The sequence below is a fragment of the Trichococcus sp. genome, from assembly GCF_049589555.1.
Classification (GTDB): Bacteria; Bacillota; Bacilli; order Lactobacillales; family Aerococcaceae; genus Trichococcus.
In genome coordinates this window covers 1-18,317 of the sequence record NZ_JBAWAZ010000062.1, presented here as the reverse complement: position 1 = coordinate 18,317, position 18,317 = coordinate 1, and the positions used below count along the sequence as shown (strand labels likewise).

Here is an 18,317-nt window from a genome sequence, read left to right as displayed (position 1 = left end):
GGGGTGCCACAAAAATATTAAAAAGTAGTTTTGTGGCACCCCCTGTTTTGTGTACATTAAACGTAACAAATTATTTGAATCCAAAAAGAACAGGAAATAGGAACGCTACGATTCCAGTCCAGATGAAATAAACTACCAAATAACCTGTCTGCCATTTTTCTAACTTGATAAAATCGCATTTCTTCTTGAAATAAAGCACATAAAGCCACGCAAGGCCTCCTAAGTTACCCAACAAAAGCAGATTTTCTCCCAAAGCTGCTAGCTTATTAGGGGTTATACCAAAGGCCGACAAGCGGAAAATAATGGCAGATAAAGCAATCCCATCGATAATAAATGCTACAATTATTAAAGTCAGATTCAAATAATCAAACATGTTTGCCGGTTGTCGGTTATTACGTGACGAAATAACGAATAAAACCAATCCCAATACCAAAGCAAGCATAATATCAAAGGTTATTAAAAATTCTCGTTCCATAAATGGACTCTTACCGGTACTAATCATCACTATTAAGAACGCGACCATAATTGCCAAGAATAACGGACTAAATATTTTGGCTAAGATGGGCGCAAAATTTTCAACTATGCTTTTCTTTGCTTCAACTAAATAAGCAGTAATCAAGACTGCTCCACAGGCTCCATAAAATAAATAATAATTCTCCAGGAATTTTTCAGCATCGACTTGGATGGCTTTAAACATAGCCAACGTAAATAAACCTAAGGCCAATATTCCTGAGGATACCAAGACACCGTAGACAACCATTTCACCTGTAAAGCGTATAAAATTCATTCTGCCTTGGCTGCTTTGCCACTGCCTGCCTATATACGCCACTCCAACGATTAACCATAAAAATAACGGTAAATGAAGTAGGGTTAAAATTTCTGTATTATAAGGAGGAAATGACGGATAGATATTTACAATCAGTGCCGCAATGATAAAAGTCACCATAATGGTTGCCCATGTTTTCCTGCCAGCTTTTCTCTTGATAAGGAAAAACGCTGATACAAAAGGCAGAATAAATAGGCTTATATTTTTAAAATAGAAATGTTCGGCACCTGGATCACTAAATCTTAATCCAAACAACTCGGGAATTTTGATTAATGTCCCTGCCAGCAGCGTAAAAATTACTACCAGAGCAATATCGCGTCTGCTTTCTTTTTTTGCCGCGCTGTCTATAGGATCTATTAATAAGTGTTTCCACAGGTTTTCAGTATTCACTTTGGCAAACCCTTTTAAAACCGCATCCATATCACCTGAACGTTTAACACTAATTAAAAACGATTCATCCGGGGTAAGTCCCCTTGTCATTAACTCCTTGATTTCATCCCGCAGATTATCCTCTAACCCGCTGATATCTTCATCAGTGAAATTACCACGGGCTCTCAAATGATCGCGCCACAACTGAATCTGTGTTTCCATTTCAAACATATTGACCCTCCTTACGAATGACCTATTCGTTCCATCGTCCCTCACTCCAGTATTTTCCAGAAAGAATCCTTGCGGATGATCTTTCCGCCAGCGAACTCGAGCAGATCAACGCCTCGCACCTCAATATGCTGCCCTGATTTCTTCGTACCGGTGAGAGTCCACTCCGATACTCCCAAATCACCGCAGATCCAGTGATGATCCTCTCCATAATGCACATCCGGGATACCCTCGAATCGACTTGCCAGACCTGCTCTAACCTCCGCTTTTCCGACATATCGATCACCACGTGGTTTGGCGCCTCGGGGCATATAGAAGATGCAATCATCTGCGAAATAGCTCATGATGGAATCCAGGTCGTGACGGTTGAATGCTTCCAGAAAGTCCTTCAATGTTTCAACGGTTACTTGTTCAGACATATCATAACCTCCATGTATCATACTTTATTCGGAAGAGCACAGCTATTGATCTGCAAGATTGAATGAGTGCCACCGCTCTGTTATCATTTCAGTCATGAGTTAGGCGGCACGGTCTTAACTTTGGCAGGTACCTGTATGAAGACGTATAATAATAGCCAGAGGGGACGGACAACTGTTTTGTGAATGGTCTAATTAAATTATACGTTTAAGATTGCCAGCAAGCAAATTACGGCTTTTGGACGCTGATTAAGGAGGAAAGTATGAAAAACATTCAGTTCTCAATCGAAATACATGCCTCTAAAGATAAGGTTTGGGCAACGCTTTGGGAGGATGCGACATTCCGTGACTGGGCAAGTCTTATTGATGAAGGAACCTACATGAAGGGCATCATGACAGAAGGAAATGAAATCCAGTTCCTGTCGTCCGTAAATGGTTACGGTGTGACCAGTCTGATAGCAAAACTTAGTCCGAATGAGTACGTATTATTCAGGCACAATGCGGACACAAAAGAAAGCGGGCAGCAGGAACGCGAAAAAGAGTGGACCGGAGGCACAGGGAGTTATTCCCTTTCTGAAAAAAATGGCGTGACCACATTAATTGTCAAAATCGATGTTCCCCAAGAACAAGAAGAGACATTCCGTATCAGGGTTCCAGAAGCACTGGAGCGCATAAAATCGTTGGCGGAAAAAACGCAATAAGGATCAAAGGCCAACAATTCGAAAGAGCTGCCATCAAAAGGCTGCTCTTTTTTTTATTGACTCCAGTTTGTAAATTTTGGGCAACCACTCCTTTTCATAAACTTTATGCAAAAATGACATTAAATTGACAGTTACTTTTTAGTGCCATGTTAGAATCGGCTTAGTGGAGGTGTTAAGGATGATGTTTTTCACGCATGTGCAGATTGGTGAGTTTTTGTATGAACAGCTAACGAAACAAGAAATGGAAAGATTTGAACTTAAGCGCCGGGCATTCATTTATGGGAATGTCAAACCGGACATTACGAAGATGGTTTTTTTGAAGCACCAATTTGCTCATACCTATGATTTGTTTTGTGACCAGGTTAACATTGTGATGGATGATTCACACACCGACCAGGAACGCTCGGTCGCTTTAGGGGTGGTTTCCCATTTTCTCTGTGATTTTTTCTGTAAAGTCCATGCGAAGAAACCCTATAACGAGTACTCGCTCTGGAAGCATTTCTGGTACGAATGGGAGCTCCATTCCGTAGTACGCCAAGACCTTTTCGGCAGGGATTTTTCCGAAAGGCAGTATATCCTCGATCCTCAGGGACAGCAGCATAGTTCTTTGACTGGAACCAGCACAAACAAAATCGGTGAGGAAGACAACGGTGAAGACAACTATCTGTATCTGGTCGACTTGCTTTATCAATACTATGACAGGGAAGAGAGTTTTGATACAGACAAAGATTTTGCTTTTTACGCAATCAATAAGACATTTGCAAAAATTTTCGGCAGGGAGATTTTTCTGATCAAAGATCCGGATAGTCAGGGAATCAGTGATTGCTCCGAATCCGGAAAAGTTGCAGAATGGCCAAATGGAAAAGTCGCTGTGTAGGAGAGAAATATGAGAATAGCTATCTTTACAGATACGTTTTTGCCGCAGGTGAACGGCGTTACGAATACGCTCGGACGAATGGGCGAGTATCTTGAATCGAAAGGCATTGCATACATATTCATAACGCCGGAACAGAAAAAGGATGGCAACCTACCGTTTAACACAGAAAGTTTCTTCTCGTATCCTTTGTTCATTTATCCGGAGTGCAGATTTGCTGTACCGAATATGCTCAGATTGAACAAACGGCTTGATGCGTTTCAACCAGATGTCATTTTATCAATGACAGAATTTAACATGGGATTGGCAGGATTGGCCTATGGGAAAAAACGAAAAATCCCTGTCGTGACGAATTATTCGACTAATTTCGGGACGATCCTAAATTCGTACAACTTGAATGTGCTGGGAAATGCGTTGGAAAAATATCTCGCCTGGTTCCACAATGAAGCGGATATGACCCTGACACCCTCAGTAGAGTCGCAAAAAAAACTCGAAAATATGGGGGTTCCCAAAACAGCATTGTTTAAGCGGGGCATCGATTTTGACCGGTTTGATCCTCGACATCGAAATAGCCAGTATCGTCAGGAAGCAGGCTTTGACGATAAAGTAGTCTTGTTGTATGTCGGACGGCTCTCCCCGGAAAAGGATCTCGACATCATAAGGGATGCGATGCATCGCCTGAATGGCAACTATCAGGATCAGATCGCCCTGGTCATAACCGGTGAAGGGCCGATGTCTGCCGAATTGAAAAAAACCATGCCCGCCAATGTCTTGTTCACGGGTTACAAGAAAGGCGGGGAGTTGGCGGAGATTTATGCTTCGTGTGATGTTTTCGCATTTCCGTCATCATTCGAGACTTTCGGCAACGTTGTCCTTGAGGCTTTTGCATCCGGACTTCCGGTGGTCGGGGTTGCCGAAGGGGGCGTGAAGGGGCTAATTAAGCATGGGGAAAATGGTTATCTGGCGGAACCGAGAGACGTCGACAGTTTTGTCGCGTGCCTTGAAAAAGTGATCACAAATGAGTTCTTAAGGAAACGGTTCGGTACGAATGGCCGCGCGTATGCAAAAACAAACTCCTGGCAGGCAGTTTTTGATGATCTGATGAACATCTTTGAAAGTTTGCAGGATACCTTTGACCAAAGCAATAACGATACTAAAGCAGCGAACTGAATGGATAGGACCGACTGCCGCATGAACCAGGATGGGATGACATATGGACAATGGGAATAATGAAGTGGCCGCAAAAGGAAACAAAGAGTCGTTTGCTTTTGCAGAAGGCGTGTACGCCCTAAGGTTTCCTTTGTCCTTCGTAATGAAGCCAAAATTGAACCTGGTGTATAACAAAGGGAACTCCAAGGCCAAAGGCGAAATCAGTATTTTTGGTCAAAAGAAAAAGTTGAAATTAGTGGAGCATCATGACAATCAATTCGTTTTTGTTCTGCAAATCGATAGTATCATGATTGACTTAGTCATTCGTTTTTACAAGAAGGATGCCTTTGAGGGTTTTGTCGATACCCCGATAGGGCATATTTTTTTATCAGGAAGGTACTTAAATGGCAGATAGGACTAGCAATGGTAAAGGACCTTTTGAGATCAAGTACGATGATGCAAAAGGCTTATTCGATATCCGGATATTCCAGAAGCACATGCTCGGAACGAAACTGACCGCCCGCATCGGCAAACAGGAAGCCATCCTTGTGAAGGCGGAACAAAAAAAAGGCCGTGACCATGAGGGGCAATATGATTTCTGGCGTCTGGAATATGCCTCGCAAAAGAATGAGGACAGGACTATCACTTGCACGATGACGATCAGAGACAGTTATACCGTATTCGAAAGCGAGCTCAATTATGAAGTGAAGGGGAAGAAAAACAAGTATCTTTATGGTGATCCCTACATTTCATTCCCGAGTTTCGAAGGGGACAAATGGGATGAGAATTGTTCCTGCTTTTCTTTTAAAAGACAGGCACCGTTCAATTATCCCGAATTATGGCAGGGGAAAATAACGGACAGCCTGCGTGAGGGGAAAAACAGTCCGCTGATAGCCGCCAATAAGAAGTTTGAAACGATCGTACTGTCGCCATTGAATCATCTGATGTTCAATACCGTAGCGGTGAACCACTTGCCGGGCCGGGTCAGATGCGGTATTCCGCGGGCAGTCAACAAAATCGAAAAAGGCACAAAAACAGCAACAATCCTCGTATATGGGATCGGAATCAACAAAACAATCGATTGCTGGGGAGCGCTGCTGAGGGAGCATCACGGAGTTGACCGGATCGAAAAAGATGCGGATGTCCTGCTTAAATACATCAGTTACTGGACGAATGCCGGATCAGCCTATTGGTACGACACATACAAAAAAACGTCCTATGAAGAAACGTTAAAAAAGCTGAGAGATCATCATAAGATGCTCGGGCTTCATTTCGGGAGTTATCAACTGGATTCCTGGTGGTACAGGAAAGAAGGGGACGATTACACTTCGGGCATCATCGAATGGGAGCCGAAGAGCGCTACCAATGCCAAGAATTTTAATTCCATGCTCCCGTTTAAAGAAAAACTCAAAAAAGTTGATTTGTTTCAGGAAAACAGTCTGTCCTACGTCCAGTCCTTTTTGAAGAAACCCATCGGCTGTCATTTCAAACAGCTCGCCAAGGATTCTGTCTATTTCAAAAATGCACCGGAAGATTTCATCGTTGAGGATTTTCCGATCCCCAAAAATAAAATGATTGCAGAAAAGTTGTTTCTGGAAATTTTCAAGCATCCCAGGTGGAATCTGGCTTATGTTGTCCACGATTGGTTGTCCTTCATGAATGATCGGCATTCAGCATTCAGAGATCTGGAGGTGAGCAGCGATTACTTTACTGGGCTTGACCAGGCGTGCAGGCAGATCGATGCGCCAGCGAACGAAAGGGGATTTTTGTCCGTCCAATTGTGCATGAGCCAGCCCCATATGACATTGGAAAGTGTGCGTCTGGCTGCGGTGACAACCATCCGAAGTACCTCGGATTCTGACAGCTTTTTTGTCGAAGGGACAAAACGATGGTGGTGGAATCTCTACTCTTCCAAGCTGATACAGGCGCTTGGAAAATATGCTTTTTACGACAACCGCTATTCCTCGAAAAGCCATGTTCATCCGCTGTCGGCTTATTCGAAATTCGAATTTATCTGGATAGGGCTTTCTTGTGGGCCCCTTGGCATCGGCGATGAAATAGGCAAGGAGAACGTGGAACTGATCCGTCGCTGCATCAAAAATGACGGTGAAATTATTAAACCCGACATCCCGGCCGCCCCGCTGGACAAGTGCTTTCTTTACAACCCGTACACAATCAAAAACGATAAGGGAGTGGCGGTCGCTTCCTACTCGAAAATCAAAGCGGCCAGATCCTGTGCCCAAGCAGAAACACAATACTACCAAGTATTTTATCTGCTTGTGTTCAATACCCATCCCTTTGGCCGAAAAGTCGACTTTTCACTCAGATTGGATGAGCTCATCCCAGCGCCGGCAAAAGAATACATCCTCTATAATTATTTTACAAAGGAAATAAGAAAAGTATCCCTTGATCAGGATTGTGACTATCCTATAAAACGCCGAGTGTTCTACTATGAAATCATCGCTCCGATCGAAAAGGGGATTGCTGTTTTAGGGGATGTATCAAAACATGTCTCAATGAGTGGACAGTTGGTTGACAGCATCATATTTGGTGATGGAAGATGCGATATCATGATTAAGTATGCCGAGGAATCGGAGATTTCACGCTATCTTTTTTATCTGGAAACCAAGCCGAGTAATGTATTGTTGAACGGAACAGTTGTCGGTTATGAATATAAACAGGAAAAACTTGAGATTCACTTGGATTGGAAAAACGCCGATCTGAATATCAATCAAAATCAAAAACTGACGATCATCTATTAGGATCCGTGTAAAAAATGCCTCGCACAAACGGGTGTGATTGAACAGAGGGGGTTTGACTCATGAAAATCGCAATAGCAGGTACAGGATATGTAGGACTGTCAAATGCAGTCCTTTTAGCGCAGCATAATGAAGTAATTGCACTCGACATACTGCAGGAAAAGGTCACCATGATCAACAACAGGAATTCGCCGATCATGGATAAGGAAATCGAAGAATACATGCAGACAAAGGAATTGAATTTGACTGGTACGACGGATAACTATCTGGCATACAAGGATGCCGAATATGTGATCATTTCCACGCCGACCAACTACGATCCGGAAAAGAACTACTTCAACACCAGGACAGTTGAGGCGGTAATCGCCACGGTTCTTTCCATCAATCCGGATGCAATCATGATCATTAAGTCGACAGTACCAGTGGGATATACGGAAAAAGTAAAAGCCATGTTTGAAACGGACAATATCATCTTTTCGCCGGAATTCCTTAGAGAAGGAAAAGCGCTGCAAGACAACCTTCACCCTTCCAGAATCGTTGTTGGGGAAAGGTCTGAACGTTCCGAAAAATATGCAAAGCTGATGACTCAGGGCGCGATAAAAAGGGACATTCCGATTTTATATACAAATTCAACCGAAGCAGAAGCTATCAAGCTATTTGCCAATACCTATTTGGCCCTCCGTGTGGCTTATTTCAATGAACTCGATTCCTATGCGGAAATCAGGGGGATGGATACCCGCCAGATTATTGAAGGGGTTGGATTGGACCCACGAATCGGTTCCCATTATAACAATCCCTCATTTGGATATGGCGGCTATTGCCTGCCAAAGGATACCAAACAGCTTCTGGCGAACTATTCGGATGTTCCTCAGAATCTGATGTCTGCAATTGTGGACGCAAACAGGACGAGAAAAGACCACATTGCCGAAATGATCCTGAAGAGGGAGCCGAATATTGTGGGCATTTACCGCCTGACGATGAAGATGGATTCGGATAATTTCCGACAGTCGGCTATCCAGGGAGTAATGAAGCGGCTGAAAGCCAAGGGGATTGAAGTGGTGATATTTGAGCCATCCTTGGAGCAGGAGGATTTTTTCCGGTCCAGGGTGATCAAAGATTATGAGGAGTTCAAGGAAATCTCGGATGTAATTGTAGCGAACCGTCTGAGCGATGAATTGGTTGATGTCAGGGAAAAGGTATACACGAGAGATATTTGGGGCAGGGACTGATAATTCATGTGGATCACTATGGTTTTGAAAACCTATATGAAAGAAGCACGCAGGGATTATTTTGAGCGGTTTATACCGACATGGCATGGAGCGCAGTTCGTATTCCTATACTTGACCTTATTTATTTTGCTCATGACTGGCGCACTAAGTTTAGCCTTAGGGGAATATCCGGATTTTCAAACGCTCAAGGGCTTCGTGCAAAATCCACTATCGGAACTAAGCTTTATATTTTTTTTGCAATGATGAAGTTATCCAGCCATGTGAACCAAAGAAGCCATAAGTTGAAAAATGATTGAGACAAATGGGTAAGCTAAAAATTTGGGCACATTGGTGCATGGGTAGTATGATGAAGCTACGAATAAATATTAAGAGGAGTGGTATGATGGCGGCATATGAATTACCAAAAGTGTGGCAGTGGGAAGAAGAAAATTCAAATAAAGTTGGCAACCGTCCAACAGCCGGCAGCCGTTTCGAACAAAAATTACCAGTCGGAGAGGCTCCGTTCCAACTTTATTCATTAGGAACACCCAACGGCATCAAAGTAACGATCATGTTCGAAGAACTGAAGGAACTGGGTGTAGAGGGCGCAGATTATGACCTGTACACTATTAATATTGGGGAAGGCGACCAGTTTGGTTCGGATTTCGTCGAAATCAATCCCAACGCCAAAATTCCGGCGCTTGTTGATCAAAGTCTAAGTCCGCGTGTGGAAATTTTTGAATCAGGCTCCATTCTGCTTTATTTAGCTGAGAAATTTGAGCAACTGATTCCGACTGATATCCATGGCCGGACCGAAACCCTTAATTGGTTATTTTGGCAAATAGGGGCAGGGCCCTATGTTGGGGGAGGCTTCGGTCACTTTTTCGCCTATGCTCCGGAGCCTATGCAATACCCGATCGATCGCTTCACGATGGAGACGAAACGTCAGCTGGATTTGCTCGATAAAACCTTAGCGCAACGACCTTATATAGCTGGCGATAGCTATACCATCGCGGATATTGCCATCTGGTCCTGGTACGGTCGTTTAGCTTTAGGGAAACTATACAAAGGATCTTACGAATTCTTGAATCTGGATGAATACCCGCACCTCTTGGAATGGGCCAAACGTATTGCAGAACGACCAGGTGTTCAAAGAGGTCTGGCAGCGGAATACCAGCCGCTTGGGGAGTAGTTCAGGGAAATAATGCACTGATAATAGGGTTGGTTGCTTATTTTTGACACTGAAAAAAATCAGTCCTCCATTCTACCTGTTTGCATGCAATGGTGGCGTTGACAATCCGTCTCCGAAAAATTATAATCAAATGATATTAACAAAATAGATAATCCTCTTTTTGCCACCGGGTAAAGAGTTCAAGGTGTTCAGAAACATTCCGTTAGGTCTTTGAAGGAGTGTTTTCGGGACACCTTTTTTATTTTGGAAGGAGTGTAACATGGAAAAAACATTACTGAGGGATTTCTCGAAGTACGTCAGCCTGAATATTTTGGGGATGATCGGTGTATCATTCTACATTTTGGCCGACACCTACTATATAGCCAAGGCATTGGGGGCTACCGGGATTGCGGCACTGAATTTCGCCATACCGGTCTTCAGCATCGTCCATGGCATCGGCTTGATGATTGGCATCGGCGGGGCAGCCCGTTTCGGTATCTTGAAATCCCAAAACAAACACAAAGAAGCTGAAGCGGTTTTCGCAGGAGCGCTCAAGCTAGGCACTCTGGCAGGCCTGCTGTTCGCTGCGCTCGGGTTGTTCGGATCAAGGGCATTGTCATCGGTTTTGGGTGCCGATGCGGTCACGTTGCCTTTGACACATCCCTACATGGCCACGATTATGGTGTTTGCGCCATTTTTCATCCTGAACAATACGGTCCTGGCTTTCGTCCGGAACGACAATAATCCCAGACTGGCCATGCTGGCGATGCTCGGCGGCAGTGTTTCGAACGTGATCCTGGATTACATTTTCCTGTTCCCGTTCAAAATGGGGATGTTCGGTGCCGCCTTTGCGACAAGTCTTGCCCCAATCATCAGTTTGGGCATCCTCTCAATCCATTTCGCAAGAAAGAAATCCCGGCCCGCTATTTTGAAGCACAAGCTGACGCGTCCGGCGATCAAGGACATCCTCAATCTGGGATCTTCCACTTTCGTCATGGAAGTGTCCTCGGCGGTCGTGCTTACGACCTTCAACCTGTTGATTTTGGGGCTTGAGGGAAACAAAGGGGTTGCCGCCTACGGGATTGTCGCGAACATTGCCTTCGTGGCGGTCGCGATCTTCACTGGGCTGGGTCAGGGTGTGCAGCCCCTCATCAGCAAATACTATGGGTTGAAGGATCGCAAGACGGTCCGGCGCGTGAACCGCTATGCTTTGTTGACGGCGGGGTTCATCGCTGCTTTGATCTACTTGGGGACCTTCTTCAATTCGGAGGCGCTGATCGGTCTGTTCAACAACGAAAATGATCCGGTGATACTCAAGTTGGCGGACAGCGGAATGAAAATCTATTTTCTTGGATTTTTCTTTGTCGGAATCAACATCGTGACGGCGATGATCCTCAGTGCAACCGAAAAGGCACGCGCCGCCTTTGTCCTTTCGATTTTGAGGGGACTTGCGGTCATCGTGCCGATGGCGATTGTATTGAGCAGCCTTTGGGGTATGACGGGCATCTGGTCGGCGTTTGTGCTTTCCGAGCTGATCGTCGCCGGCTTTGCGCTCTATTTAGCGAACGCCACCGAAAAGGGAGCTGTTGCATATGGAAGCACTGACTGAAGCAGACAAAGCTGAATCACTGAAATCCTTCCAATCAACGATCCAAAAATCCGAAAATGCGTTGAGCAGCATGACCGATAAAGGCGTCAACACGACCTTGGTGGCGAAACGGCTCCAGGCGCTCCGCATCGGATTGGCTGTGCTGGAACAAGATTGGAACGAAAAGCCCCATCCTTACACCCACGAGGACTTGGCGGAAGCCCATATCCTGCTTGCCGGTTTACTGCCCTCAATTGAAGGCATCTACGCCAAATCGAAGCCGGGCAGCCCGCAGAAAACCCTTCTGGAAAGAAGGATAAAGTCGCTGGAACTGGCACTTCAGGCGATGGGTGATAGCACTGATAAAGATCTCAGCTAATAAAATTATCATAGAAAAAACTCCTCGAACAGTGTTTCGGGGAGTTTTTTTGGATATTCGCAAAAGTTCGCAAAACTAAAGATATGTGCGATAATCTTTGTGAAACTAAATATGTTGTCGTTGAAAAGAGAGAACGGTCATCATTTCTATGAGAATTATCAAAGCAAACAAAATACATTCAGATAGGAGAAAGCACATGGGAAAAGTTATTCTAGGCCTGACCATTTCTTTGGATGGATTTGCGGAGGATAGTAAAGGCAGTGTCAATACGTTGTATGCAGATTTGGATTTGCTGAAGGAAACGGAAGTCATGAAGGAGTCGATTTTGACGACTGGTTCGGTTGTGATGTCCAAAAAGGAATATGGAATGGCGGAGGATCCAGATTGGTATGTGGATTATGAGTATAAAGTTCCGATATTTGTCTTTACCGATAAAGCTCCAGAAAAACATCCAAAAGAATCAGACAAGGTAACTATTATGTTTGTAACAACTGGCGTCGCTGATGCAATCCTCCAAGCCAAAGCGGCAGCGGGTGAAAAAGATGTGAATATCATAGGCAGCGCACTGACCACACCGCTCTGTTTGAAAACCGGTTTGATCGATGAATTGCAAGTTGATATCGTGCCTTGGTTTTTGCGGACTGGATTTCGGCCATTTGAGGACCTTGATAATAATGATATTAAGCTGGAAAGGGTGAAGTTGGTTGGACTCCCGGCCGGCAGAACGCACATCAGCTATAAGGTAATGAACGAAAAGTAGGAAGCCGAATAATGTATGCTTCTGCTAAACAAGAAAGCGACTCGATTTGAGTCGCTTTTTTCAATGTAAGCTTTCATAAATTTGAGGAACAAATATCACACATTTTTGAAATATATTGTCTATTGGGCTATGATATTTGAAAGGGGGTTCAGGAATGGGGAAAGTAGAACTTTTTTTATTACCAGTAATCAAACGAATCGTATTTTTTTTCGTACCATTATGGTTGCTCCTGTTCGTAGTGTACGAGTTAATTTTTGATCTCGACATGGGGAATGCTTGGCACAGCCTCACCTTTTATATATCTCTGATCAGCCTTACGAACTTCGGAGGCTATCGCCATAAAATGATGGAGGAGCCAGTCCCGGACTTCGAAATGCAAGGATATCAGCAATGATATGCTAAAATAATAGTGAATAGGTGAATTCAAAATATGCAGAAAGAGACGATGTATATGGAAGAATTTAAAATAGAAAAAGAGCACAGACTCACGCTGGAACTTGTAAAAGAACTCTGGTCAAAAACCTACAATACCGATGGAAAGCCTGATTGGTCACACATCTTACCCTATTATGACGACAATATTTACTTTAGAGATACAATACAGGAAATCAGAGGTATTGTGGAATTCAAGGAAATGACGGATAGACTGACAGAACGCTCAAAAGATTTGAATATGAAATTAGTTAAAGTTGTGCAACAGGGGAATGATATATTCATCGAATGGGAGATGACAATCAGCTATAAGAAATATCCTAGCTCCATCTTATACGGTATTTCAAGGTTAACCATAAATGAGCATGGTAAAATTATTGAACAACGAGATTATTATGATCTGTGGGGGGATATATTTGATAACATTCCGGGATTCGGTAAAAAGTACAGAAAATTCATGAAGAAAAAATTTGGGTGACAACATGAAAAATAATGGGATAAAATTCGCGAAATATTTTAAAGAATATCGTTTGTTCAATGTGCTGGCCATGATAAAAAACAACTCCAAAAGCCCATTGATTTGTTTGGATGATTGCAAGGGCAAGCTGGTTGTCATAACTGGGGCTACTTCCGGAATCGGCTATGCCACTGCCAGAAAGTTTGCCTCAAAAGGCGCTGATTTGATTTGCATCAACAGAAACAAAGAGCGCTCAGAAGCTTTGAAACATGAAATTGAGAGCGCGTACAAAGTGAAGTGTGATTATATTTTGGCTGATTTCAGCAGCATGGATGATACACATCAAGCGGCTAATAGTTTGTTGGAACTGGAGAAACCAATTGATATCATCATTCATAATGCTGGCATTTATCTTACAAAGCGACAAATCACTTCAACTGGAATCGAGAAAGTCTTTATGGTCAACTACCTTTCGTCTTTCATCATGAACGACATCTTAAAAGAGAAACTAAAATCCCAGGGGAAATGCCGTATCATCTTGGTAAACTCAGAAGGGCACCGCTTTGCGGCTTGGGGGATGCGTTTTGACGATTTGGATTGGTCAAAAAGACGTTATTCCGGTTTGAAAAGCTACGGTGCAGCCAAACTCGCTGAACTCTTAGCGATGATAAAATTTGATGAGTATTTCCGAGGGTCGGGCGTAACCATCAATGCGATGCATCCCGGAGCTGTAAAAACAGCCACAGGACAGGATAATGGTCCATTATACAAGTGGTTCAAGAAGAATGTATTGGACAAAACGTTAAACCCTGTTTCGGTTGCAGCAGAGGCGATATACTATATAGGGGTTTCTGAAGAGCTGGAAACATGCAGTGGTGAATTTTTCAATCTGACAACTCTTGAAGAACCTGCTCCACCAGCGTTGGATGTTGAAAATGCAAGAGTTCTGTGGGAAATAAGTTTGAAAATGGGGAATTTGAATGAATAATGCTGATCAAAAAAGATATGATGCCATAATTGTAGGTGGAGGACTCGCCGGGCTTACGTCTGCGGTGTTTCTTTCTCAAGCAGGCAAGAAAATTTTGCTTATAGAAAAAAATGCTGAATTTGGTGGATTGGTAAATTCATTTGAAAGGGATGGTTTTGTTTTTGATGCTGGAGCCAGAGCCATTTTAGGAGTCGTTTTAGCGATGCTGAAAGACTTGAAGCTTGATATTGAGGTTGTCTCAAGTAAGGTTTCCCTGGGTGTTGAGGATAAAATCATCGGCATTGAAGGCCCAAATTCTGTTGGCGAATACAGAGATTTGTTGGTGAGCCTATATCCCGATAGCATAGAGGATATCGATAAATTCATAGAAGTTATGATTAGAATAATGAAACTGATCGATATCATCTATGGCATCGATAATCCATTATTTAAAGATATCAAGAAAGACAAAGCATATTTTTTAAAAGAACTTTTGCCATGGCTGCCGAAGTTCATGTTCGCAATGAGCAGGATTGAAAGGCTTTCCAAACCCTGCGAGGAGGATCTCAAGGAGCTTATTAAAGATCCGTCCCTTATCGATATCATTTCACAACATTTTTTCAAAGGCACACCAACATTTTTTGCATTGAGTTATTTCACGTTGTACAGCAGCTATGTGTACCCAAAAGGGGGGACAGGCAAGCTTGCCGAAGCATTGGTGGAAAAAATACAAGCATTCAATGGTGACATACTCCCGAATACGGTTATAAAGAAAATCCATGCCGACCAACAGGTGATTGTCGATGAGAACAACAACGAATACCATTATGAAGACCTTGTTTGGGCTGCAGACCTAAAAACTTTTTACACTATTGTTAGTCTGGGTAACCTGGCCCCAAAAATAAGGGAAAAGTTTGAAACAACAAAGGCATTGATGGCAAAAGGCAGGCCTAGCGAATCTGTCTTCTCGCTCTATTTGGAAGTTGATTTGCCGGTGTCTTATTTTAAGAAGTCCTTCAATGGGCACCTGTTTTACACACCTTCCAGAAAAGGTTTGGGCAACATCAATAAAAGTGAACTTAAGGAAATGCTGGAAAAATGGGGAGAGACGGATAAAGAAGAAGTTCTTTCCTGGTTGGATCGTTTCCTGGAATACAACACTTATGAAATAGCCATCCCGGCTATGAGAGATTCTGATTTGGCCCCGGAAGGTAAAACGGGTTTGATAGTCAGCCTGCTTATGGAGGCGGAATTGTTCTATAAAGTTGAAGAATCTGGCTGGTATGAGGAGTTCAGAAGGGAAATCGAAAATAAGATAATCAGTGTGCTTTCTGAAAGTTTATGCCCTGAGTTAAAAGACAAAGTGGAGAAGCAATTTTCCTTTACACCTTTAAGTGTTGAAAACCGAGTCGGGAGTACTGGCGGGGCTATAGTAGGATGGTCTTTTGAAGCCCCGATTCCGGTTGTTTATAAAATGCAGCAAGTGAACAAATCAGTGCTTACGCCTATTCCGAATATTTATCAAGTAGGGCAATGGGCATATAATCCAGCCGGAACACCTACATGTATCATTACAGGTAAATTAGCTGCTGACAGGATAATTAAAAAACACAAGTGAGCGTCAAATGATTCGACAGTTCTAAATCTCCTATTTTCGACCTCCATGAAATTATTTTCTGAAAAACATTTGACTTAATGTTCAGGTGAAGTCGTAGAATCAACTTAAGCGCACTGCTTAGAGATTAAACGAACATAATCATGAATAATTTGGAGGAAATGATATGACAGAGAATACTTACCGAACTTTTGAACTCAGCGATAAGGTAACGGTTGAACAGGTCACTTTTAAAAACCGCTACGGCATAACCGTTGCAGCGGATTTATACTTATCTAAGGACATCGACACATCCCAAAAATATCCTGCACTTATCGTCGGCACCCCTTATGGCGGCGTCAAGGAGCAAGGCGCAGGGATTTATGCGCAGAATATGGCGGAACGCGGATTTGTTGCGATTGCGTTCGATGAATCATATAACGGTGAAAGCAGCGGCGCGCCAAGACACGTATCGTCTCCGGACATCTTTGCCGAAGACTTCAGTGCAGCTGTGGATTACATTGGCACGCGTCCATTTGTGGACAGGGACAAAATCGGTGTAATCGGCATCTGCGGCAGCGGCGGATTTGCGGTGACAGCGGCGCAGGTCGACACGCGGATCAAAGCAGTTGCGACAGTAAGCATGTACGATATGAGCCGAGTGATGCGCTACGGTTGGGCAGACAGCATGACGGATGAGCAACGCACACAGCTTTTTGACCAACTAGGTGAACAACGCTGGAAAGATTTCCAGGGCAATGAACCGGAATTGACGCCTGCTTTCCCAAGCGAGCCTGTGGATTCTATCCCTGAAGGAATGGATCCGATCAGCAGTGAATTCTTCGGCTATTATGCGATGAAACGCGGATTCCACCCGAATTCGATCGGCGCGTTCACGAAGACGAGCGCCCTGGATTTCATGAACTTCCCGTTGATGAACTACATCCAGACGATTTCGCCTAGACCGATCCTGTTTATCATCGGTGAGCATGCGCATTCGAGATATTTCAGTGAGGATGCCTACAAAATGGCGGCCGAACCGAAAGAACTGTTTGAAATTGCCGGTGCTGGCCACGTGGATCTGTACGACAGAACGGATCTGATTCCGTTCGATAAACTGGAGTCGTTCTTTACGGAAAATCTGTAAAAAAGATGCGGTTGAGATGAAAAATCCTAAACAAGTTGAGTTTATTTTTTTATTCGCATTTTGTGCGGGTTTGCTGGTTGGCTGCACCAATAGTCCGCCATCGGATGAGGCTTCATTCCCGTCCTCTTCAGAAAGAGCAGATGCTTCCTCGCTGTCTGAAAAGGGAGACGCCGGACTTGTTGCAGAAACAGACCAAACGCTCACCGAATCCAGTCCACAAGAAAGGGATGACTCCATGCCAATGATGACGATTCAAGTCGGAAACACCCGCTATACTGTGTCGCTGAATGACAATGCGACCACGCAGGCATTGACCCAAAAGTTGCCGATGACTCTAAAAATGGATGAACTGAATGGGAATGAAAAATTTCATTATCTTTCGGAGGCTTTGCCAACGGACTCCCAACGAGTCGGCAGAATCAAAGCCGGGGATGTGATGCTGTACGGTTCCGACTGTCTGGTGATTTTCTACAAAGATTTTTCGACCTCCTACAGCTACACTCCGATCGGACAGATTGAAAATCCAGCCGGGCTTGCACAAGCCCTTGGCCGCGGAAGCGCAGAGATCACATTCAGTAACTGATAACCGAATCAAGCGAGAGATGGGTTAAACCATTTTTCGCTTTTTACTTTGTTGAGCTGGAATTCCACCAACTGTCCATTACCTATCCTTCCGATATCGGTAGGATGTTGCTTTTCATCGCGCGGAAGCATAAAATGGAGTTGAGGTGAGTGAATATGGCATACATCAGCACAAAAGAAGCAAGCAATAATTGGGACATAAGCGAACGCAGGATTCGGGGACTTTGCCAAGAAGGTCGGATTGAAGGGGCAGTCAAAATTGGTCGGAACTGGGCGATCCCTGTTGATGCGCACAAACCTGTGGATGCAAGGCAAAGTGAACAAAAAATGTATCTGGGCTTGGGATACGATTTCAGCCAAATCGATATGGCGATGGATACCATCAATAGACACAGACCGTTTTCGAAGGGATTGGCCGACTCCCTCCATGAAAAACTGATCGTTGAGTGGACGTACAACAGCAATGCGATTGAAGGGAATACATTGACCATGTCAGAAACGAAAGTCGTTCTCGAAGGGATAACGATAGGCGGAAAAAGCCTGGTCGAGCATCTGGAAATCATCAATCACCGCGACGCCATTCTTTTCATCGAACAACTTGTTTCTGAAAAAGAACCGCTCTCCGAATGGAACATCAAGAACATCCATGCACTGGTTCTGAAGCAAATTGATAATCAAAATGCGGGGAAATATCGGAGCGAGAATGTGGT

At 43.9% G+C, this 18,317-nt stretch carries 19 protein-coding genes; 17 read left to right on the top strand and 2 right to left on the bottom strand.

Features of this window, described 5'->3' with window-relative positions; translation table 11 throughout:
- Window positions 1–70 precede the first annotated feature (70 nt).
- Window positions 71–1,426, bottom strand: a complete 1,356-nt coding sequence (locus WBV27_RS03035; protein WP_424199304.1) for a hypothetical protein — start codon at window positions 1,424–1,426, stop codon at window positions 71–73.
- A 41-nt stretch (window positions 1,427–1,467) separates the two neighbouring features.
- Window positions 1,468–1,842 (bottom strand): nuclear transport factor 2 family protein, encoded by a 375-nt coding sequence (locus tag WBV27_RS03030; RefSeq protein ID WP_424199302.1) that lies wholly within the window; start codon window positions 1,840–1,842, stop codon window positions 1,468–1,470.
- Window positions 1,843–2,102: 260 nt separating this feature from the next.
- On the opposite strand from WBV27_RS03030, the gene WBV27_RS03025 reads away from it, so the two are divergent.
- From WBV27_RS03025 to WBV27_RS02945, 17 genes are all read left to right on the top strand, one after another.
- A complete protein-coding gene (locus WBV27_RS03025) occupies window positions 2,103–2,540 on the top strand; it encodes a hypothetical protein (RefSeq protein WP_424199300.1) in 438 nt (145 codons plus the stop codon).
- A gap of 178 nt (window positions 2,541–2,718) precedes the next feature.
- Window positions 2,719–3,417 carry a zinc dependent phospholipase C family protein gene (locus tag WBV27_RS03020; RefSeq protein WP_424199298.1) on the top strand — a complete coding sequence of 233 codons (699 nt, stop codon included), beginning with the start codon at window positions 2,719–2,721 and terminating at the stop codon, window positions 3,415–3,417.
- Between the two features lie 9 nt (window positions 3,418–3,426).
- The gene (locus WBV27_RS03015) at window positions 3,427–4,584 is read left to right on the top strand and encodes a glycosyltransferase family 4 protein (RefSeq protein WP_424199296.1); all 1,158 of its coding nucleotides are present in this window, start codon (window positions 3,427–3,429) and stop codon (window positions 4,582–4,584) included.
- A gap of 43 nt (window positions 4,585–4,627) precedes the next feature.
- Window positions 4,628–4,978: a hypothetical protein gene (locus WBV27_RS03010; RefSeq protein WP_424199294.1), complete on the top strand. Its 351-nt coding sequence runs from the start codon at window positions 4,628–4,630 to the stop codon at window positions 4,976–4,978.
- Window positions 4,968–7,325: a hypothetical protein gene (locus WBV27_RS03005; protein WP_424199292.1), complete on the top strand. Its 2,358-nt coding sequence runs from the start codon at window positions 4,968–4,970 to the stop codon at window positions 7,323–7,325. Before WBV27_RS03010 ends, WBV27_RS03005 begins: the two co-directional genes overlap by 11 nt.
- Before the next feature lie 59 nt (window positions 7,326–7,384).
- Complete coding sequence (locus WBV27_RS03000) at window positions 7,385–8,551, top strand: nucleotide sugar dehydrogenase (protein WP_424199290.1); 1,167 nt, start codon at window positions 7,385–7,387, stop codon at window positions 8,549–8,551.
- A gap of 382 nt (window positions 8,552–8,933) precedes the next feature.
- Window positions 8,934–9,722: a glutathione-dependent disulfide-bond oxidoreductase gene (gene yghU, locus WBV27_RS02995; protein WP_424199288.1), complete on the top strand. Its 789-nt coding sequence runs from the start codon at window positions 8,934–8,936 to the stop codon at window positions 9,720–9,722.
- A 259-nt stretch (window positions 9,723–9,981) separates the two neighbouring features.
- Window positions 9,982–11,310, top strand: a complete 1,329-nt coding sequence (locus tag WBV27_RS02990) for an MATE family efflux transporter (protein ID WP_424199286.1) — start codon at window positions 9,982–9,984, stop codon at window positions 11,308–11,310.
- The gene (locus WBV27_RS02985; RefSeq protein ID WP_424199284.1) at window positions 11,294–11,668 is read left to right on the top strand and encodes a hypothetical protein; all 375 of its coding nucleotides are present in this window, start codon (window positions 11,294–11,296) and stop codon (window positions 11,666–11,668) included. The genes WBV27_RS02990 and WBV27_RS02985 overlap by 17 nt, the downstream gene beginning before the upstream one ends.
- A 148-nt stretch (window positions 11,669–11,816) precedes the next feature.
- Window positions 11,817–12,428: a dihydrofolate reductase family protein gene (locus tag WBV27_RS02980; protein WP_424199282.1), complete on the top strand. Its 612-nt coding sequence runs from the start codon at window positions 11,817–11,819 to the stop codon at window positions 12,426–12,428.
- 154 nt (window positions 12,429–12,582) lie between these two features.
- On the top strand, window positions 12,583–12,822 hold the full coding sequence (locus WBV27_RS02975; protein ID WP_424199280.1) for a hypothetical protein: 240 nt from the start codon (window positions 12,583–12,585) through the stop codon (window positions 12,820–12,822).
- A gap of 57 nt (window positions 12,823–12,879) precedes the next feature.
- Window positions 12,880–13,338, top strand: a complete 459-nt coding sequence (locus WBV27_RS02970) for a nuclear transport factor 2 family protein (protein WP_424199278.1) — start codon at window positions 12,880–12,882, stop codon at window positions 13,336–13,338.
- Entirely contained in the window at window positions 13,331–14,305 is a 975-nt protein-coding gene (locus tag WBV27_RS02965) for an SDR family NAD(P)-dependent oxidoreductase (protein ID WP_424199276.1), read from the top strand. Before WBV27_RS02970 ends, WBV27_RS02965 begins: the two co-directional genes overlap by 8 nt.
- Complete coding sequence (locus WBV27_RS02960) at window positions 14,298–15,902, top strand: phytoene desaturase family protein (RefSeq protein ID WP_424199274.1); 1,605 nt, start codon at window positions 14,298–14,300, stop codon at window positions 15,900–15,902. Before WBV27_RS02965 ends, WBV27_RS02960 begins: the two co-directional genes overlap by 8 nt.
- Window positions 15,903–16,065: 163 nt before the next feature.
- Window positions 16,066–17,025 (top strand): alpha/beta hydrolase, encoded by a 960-nt coding sequence (locus tag WBV27_RS02955; RefSeq protein WP_424199272.1) that lies wholly within the window; start codon window positions 16,066–16,068, stop codon window positions 17,023–17,025.
- Window positions 17,026–17,041: 16 nt separating this feature from the next.
- On the top strand, window positions 17,042–17,608 hold the full coding sequence (locus tag WBV27_RS02950; protein WP_424199270.1) for a cyclophilin-like fold protein: 567 nt from the start codon (window positions 17,042–17,044) through the stop codon (window positions 17,606–17,608).
- Between the two features lie 155 nt (window positions 17,609–17,763).
- A partial coding sequence (locus WBV27_RS02945; RefSeq protein WP_424199268.1) for a Fic family protein occupies window positions 17,764–18,317 on the top strand: 554 nt, incomplete at its 3' end.

What these genes read in the sequence shown, in the direction of transcription:
- WBV27_RS03025 (WP_424199300.1), top strand. Translation starts at nt 2,103, where the DNA reads ATGAAAAACATTCAGTTCTCAATCGAAATACATGCCTCTAAAGATAAG.
- yghU (WP_424199288.1), top strand. Translation starts at nt 8,934, where the DNA reads ATGGCGGCATATGAATTACCAAAAGTGTGGCAGTGGGAAGAAGAAAAT.
- WBV27_RS02950 (WP_424199270.1), top strand. Translation starts at nt 17,042, where the DNA reads ATGAAAAATCCTAAACAAGTTGAGTTTATTTTTTTATTCGCATTTTGT.
- WBV27_RS03000 (WP_424199290.1), top strand. Translation starts at nt 7,385, where the DNA reads ATGAAAATCGCAATAGCAGGTACAGGATATGTAGGACTGTCAAATGCA.
- WBV27_RS02955 (WP_424199272.1), top strand. Translation starts at nt 16,066, where the DNA reads ATGACAGAGAATACTTACCGAACTTTTGAACTCAGCGATAAGGTAACG.
- WBV27_RS03005 (WP_424199292.1), top strand. Translation starts at nt 4,968, where the DNA reads ATGGCAGATAGGACTAGCAATGGTAAAGGACCTTTTGAGATCAAGTAC.
- WBV27_RS03010 (WP_424199294.1), top strand. Translation starts at nt 4,628, where the DNA reads ATGGACAATGGGAATAATGAAGTGGCCGCAAAAGGAAACAAAGAGTCG.
- WBV27_RS02985 (WP_424199284.1), top strand. Translation starts at nt 11,294, where the DNA reads ATGGAAGCACTGACTGAAGCAGACAAAGCTGAATCACTGAAATCCTTC.
- WBV27_RS03030 (WP_424199302.1), bottom strand. Translation starts at nt 1,842, where the DNA reads ATGTCTGAACAAGTAACCGTTGAAACATTGAAGGACTTTCTGGAAGCA.
- WBV27_RS02975 (WP_424199280.1), top strand. Translation starts at nt 12,583, where the DNA reads ATGGGGAAAGTAGAACTTTTTTTATTACCAGTAATCAAACGAATCGTA.
- WBV27_RS02980 (WP_424199282.1), top strand. Translation starts at nt 11,817, where the DNA reads ATGAGAATTATCAAAGCAAACAAAATACATTCAGATAGGAGAAAGCAC.
- WBV27_RS03020 (WP_424199298.1), top strand. Translation starts at nt 2,719, where the DNA reads ATGATGTTTTTCACGCATGTGCAGATTGGTGAGTTTTTGTATGAACAG.
- WBV27_RS02990 (WP_424199286.1), top strand. Translation starts at nt 9,982, where the DNA reads ATGGAAAAAACATTACTGAGGGATTTCTCGAAGTACGTCAGCCTGAAT.
- WBV27_RS03035 (WP_424199304.1), bottom strand. Translation starts at nt 1,426, where the DNA reads ATGTTTGAAATGGAAACACAGATTCAGTTGTGGCGCGATCATTTGAGA.
- WBV27_RS02960 (WP_424199274.1), top strand. Translation starts at nt 14,298, where the DNA reads ATGAATAATGCTGATCAAAAAAGATATGATGCCATAATTGTAGGTGGA.
- WBV27_RS02970 (WP_424199278.1), top strand. Translation starts at nt 12,880, where the DNA reads ATGGAAGAATTTAAAATAGAAAAAGAGCACAGACTCACGCTGGAACTT.
- WBV27_RS03015 (WP_424199296.1), top strand. Translation starts at nt 3,427, where the DNA reads ATGAGAATAGCTATCTTTACAGATACGTTTTTGCCGCAGGTGAACGGC.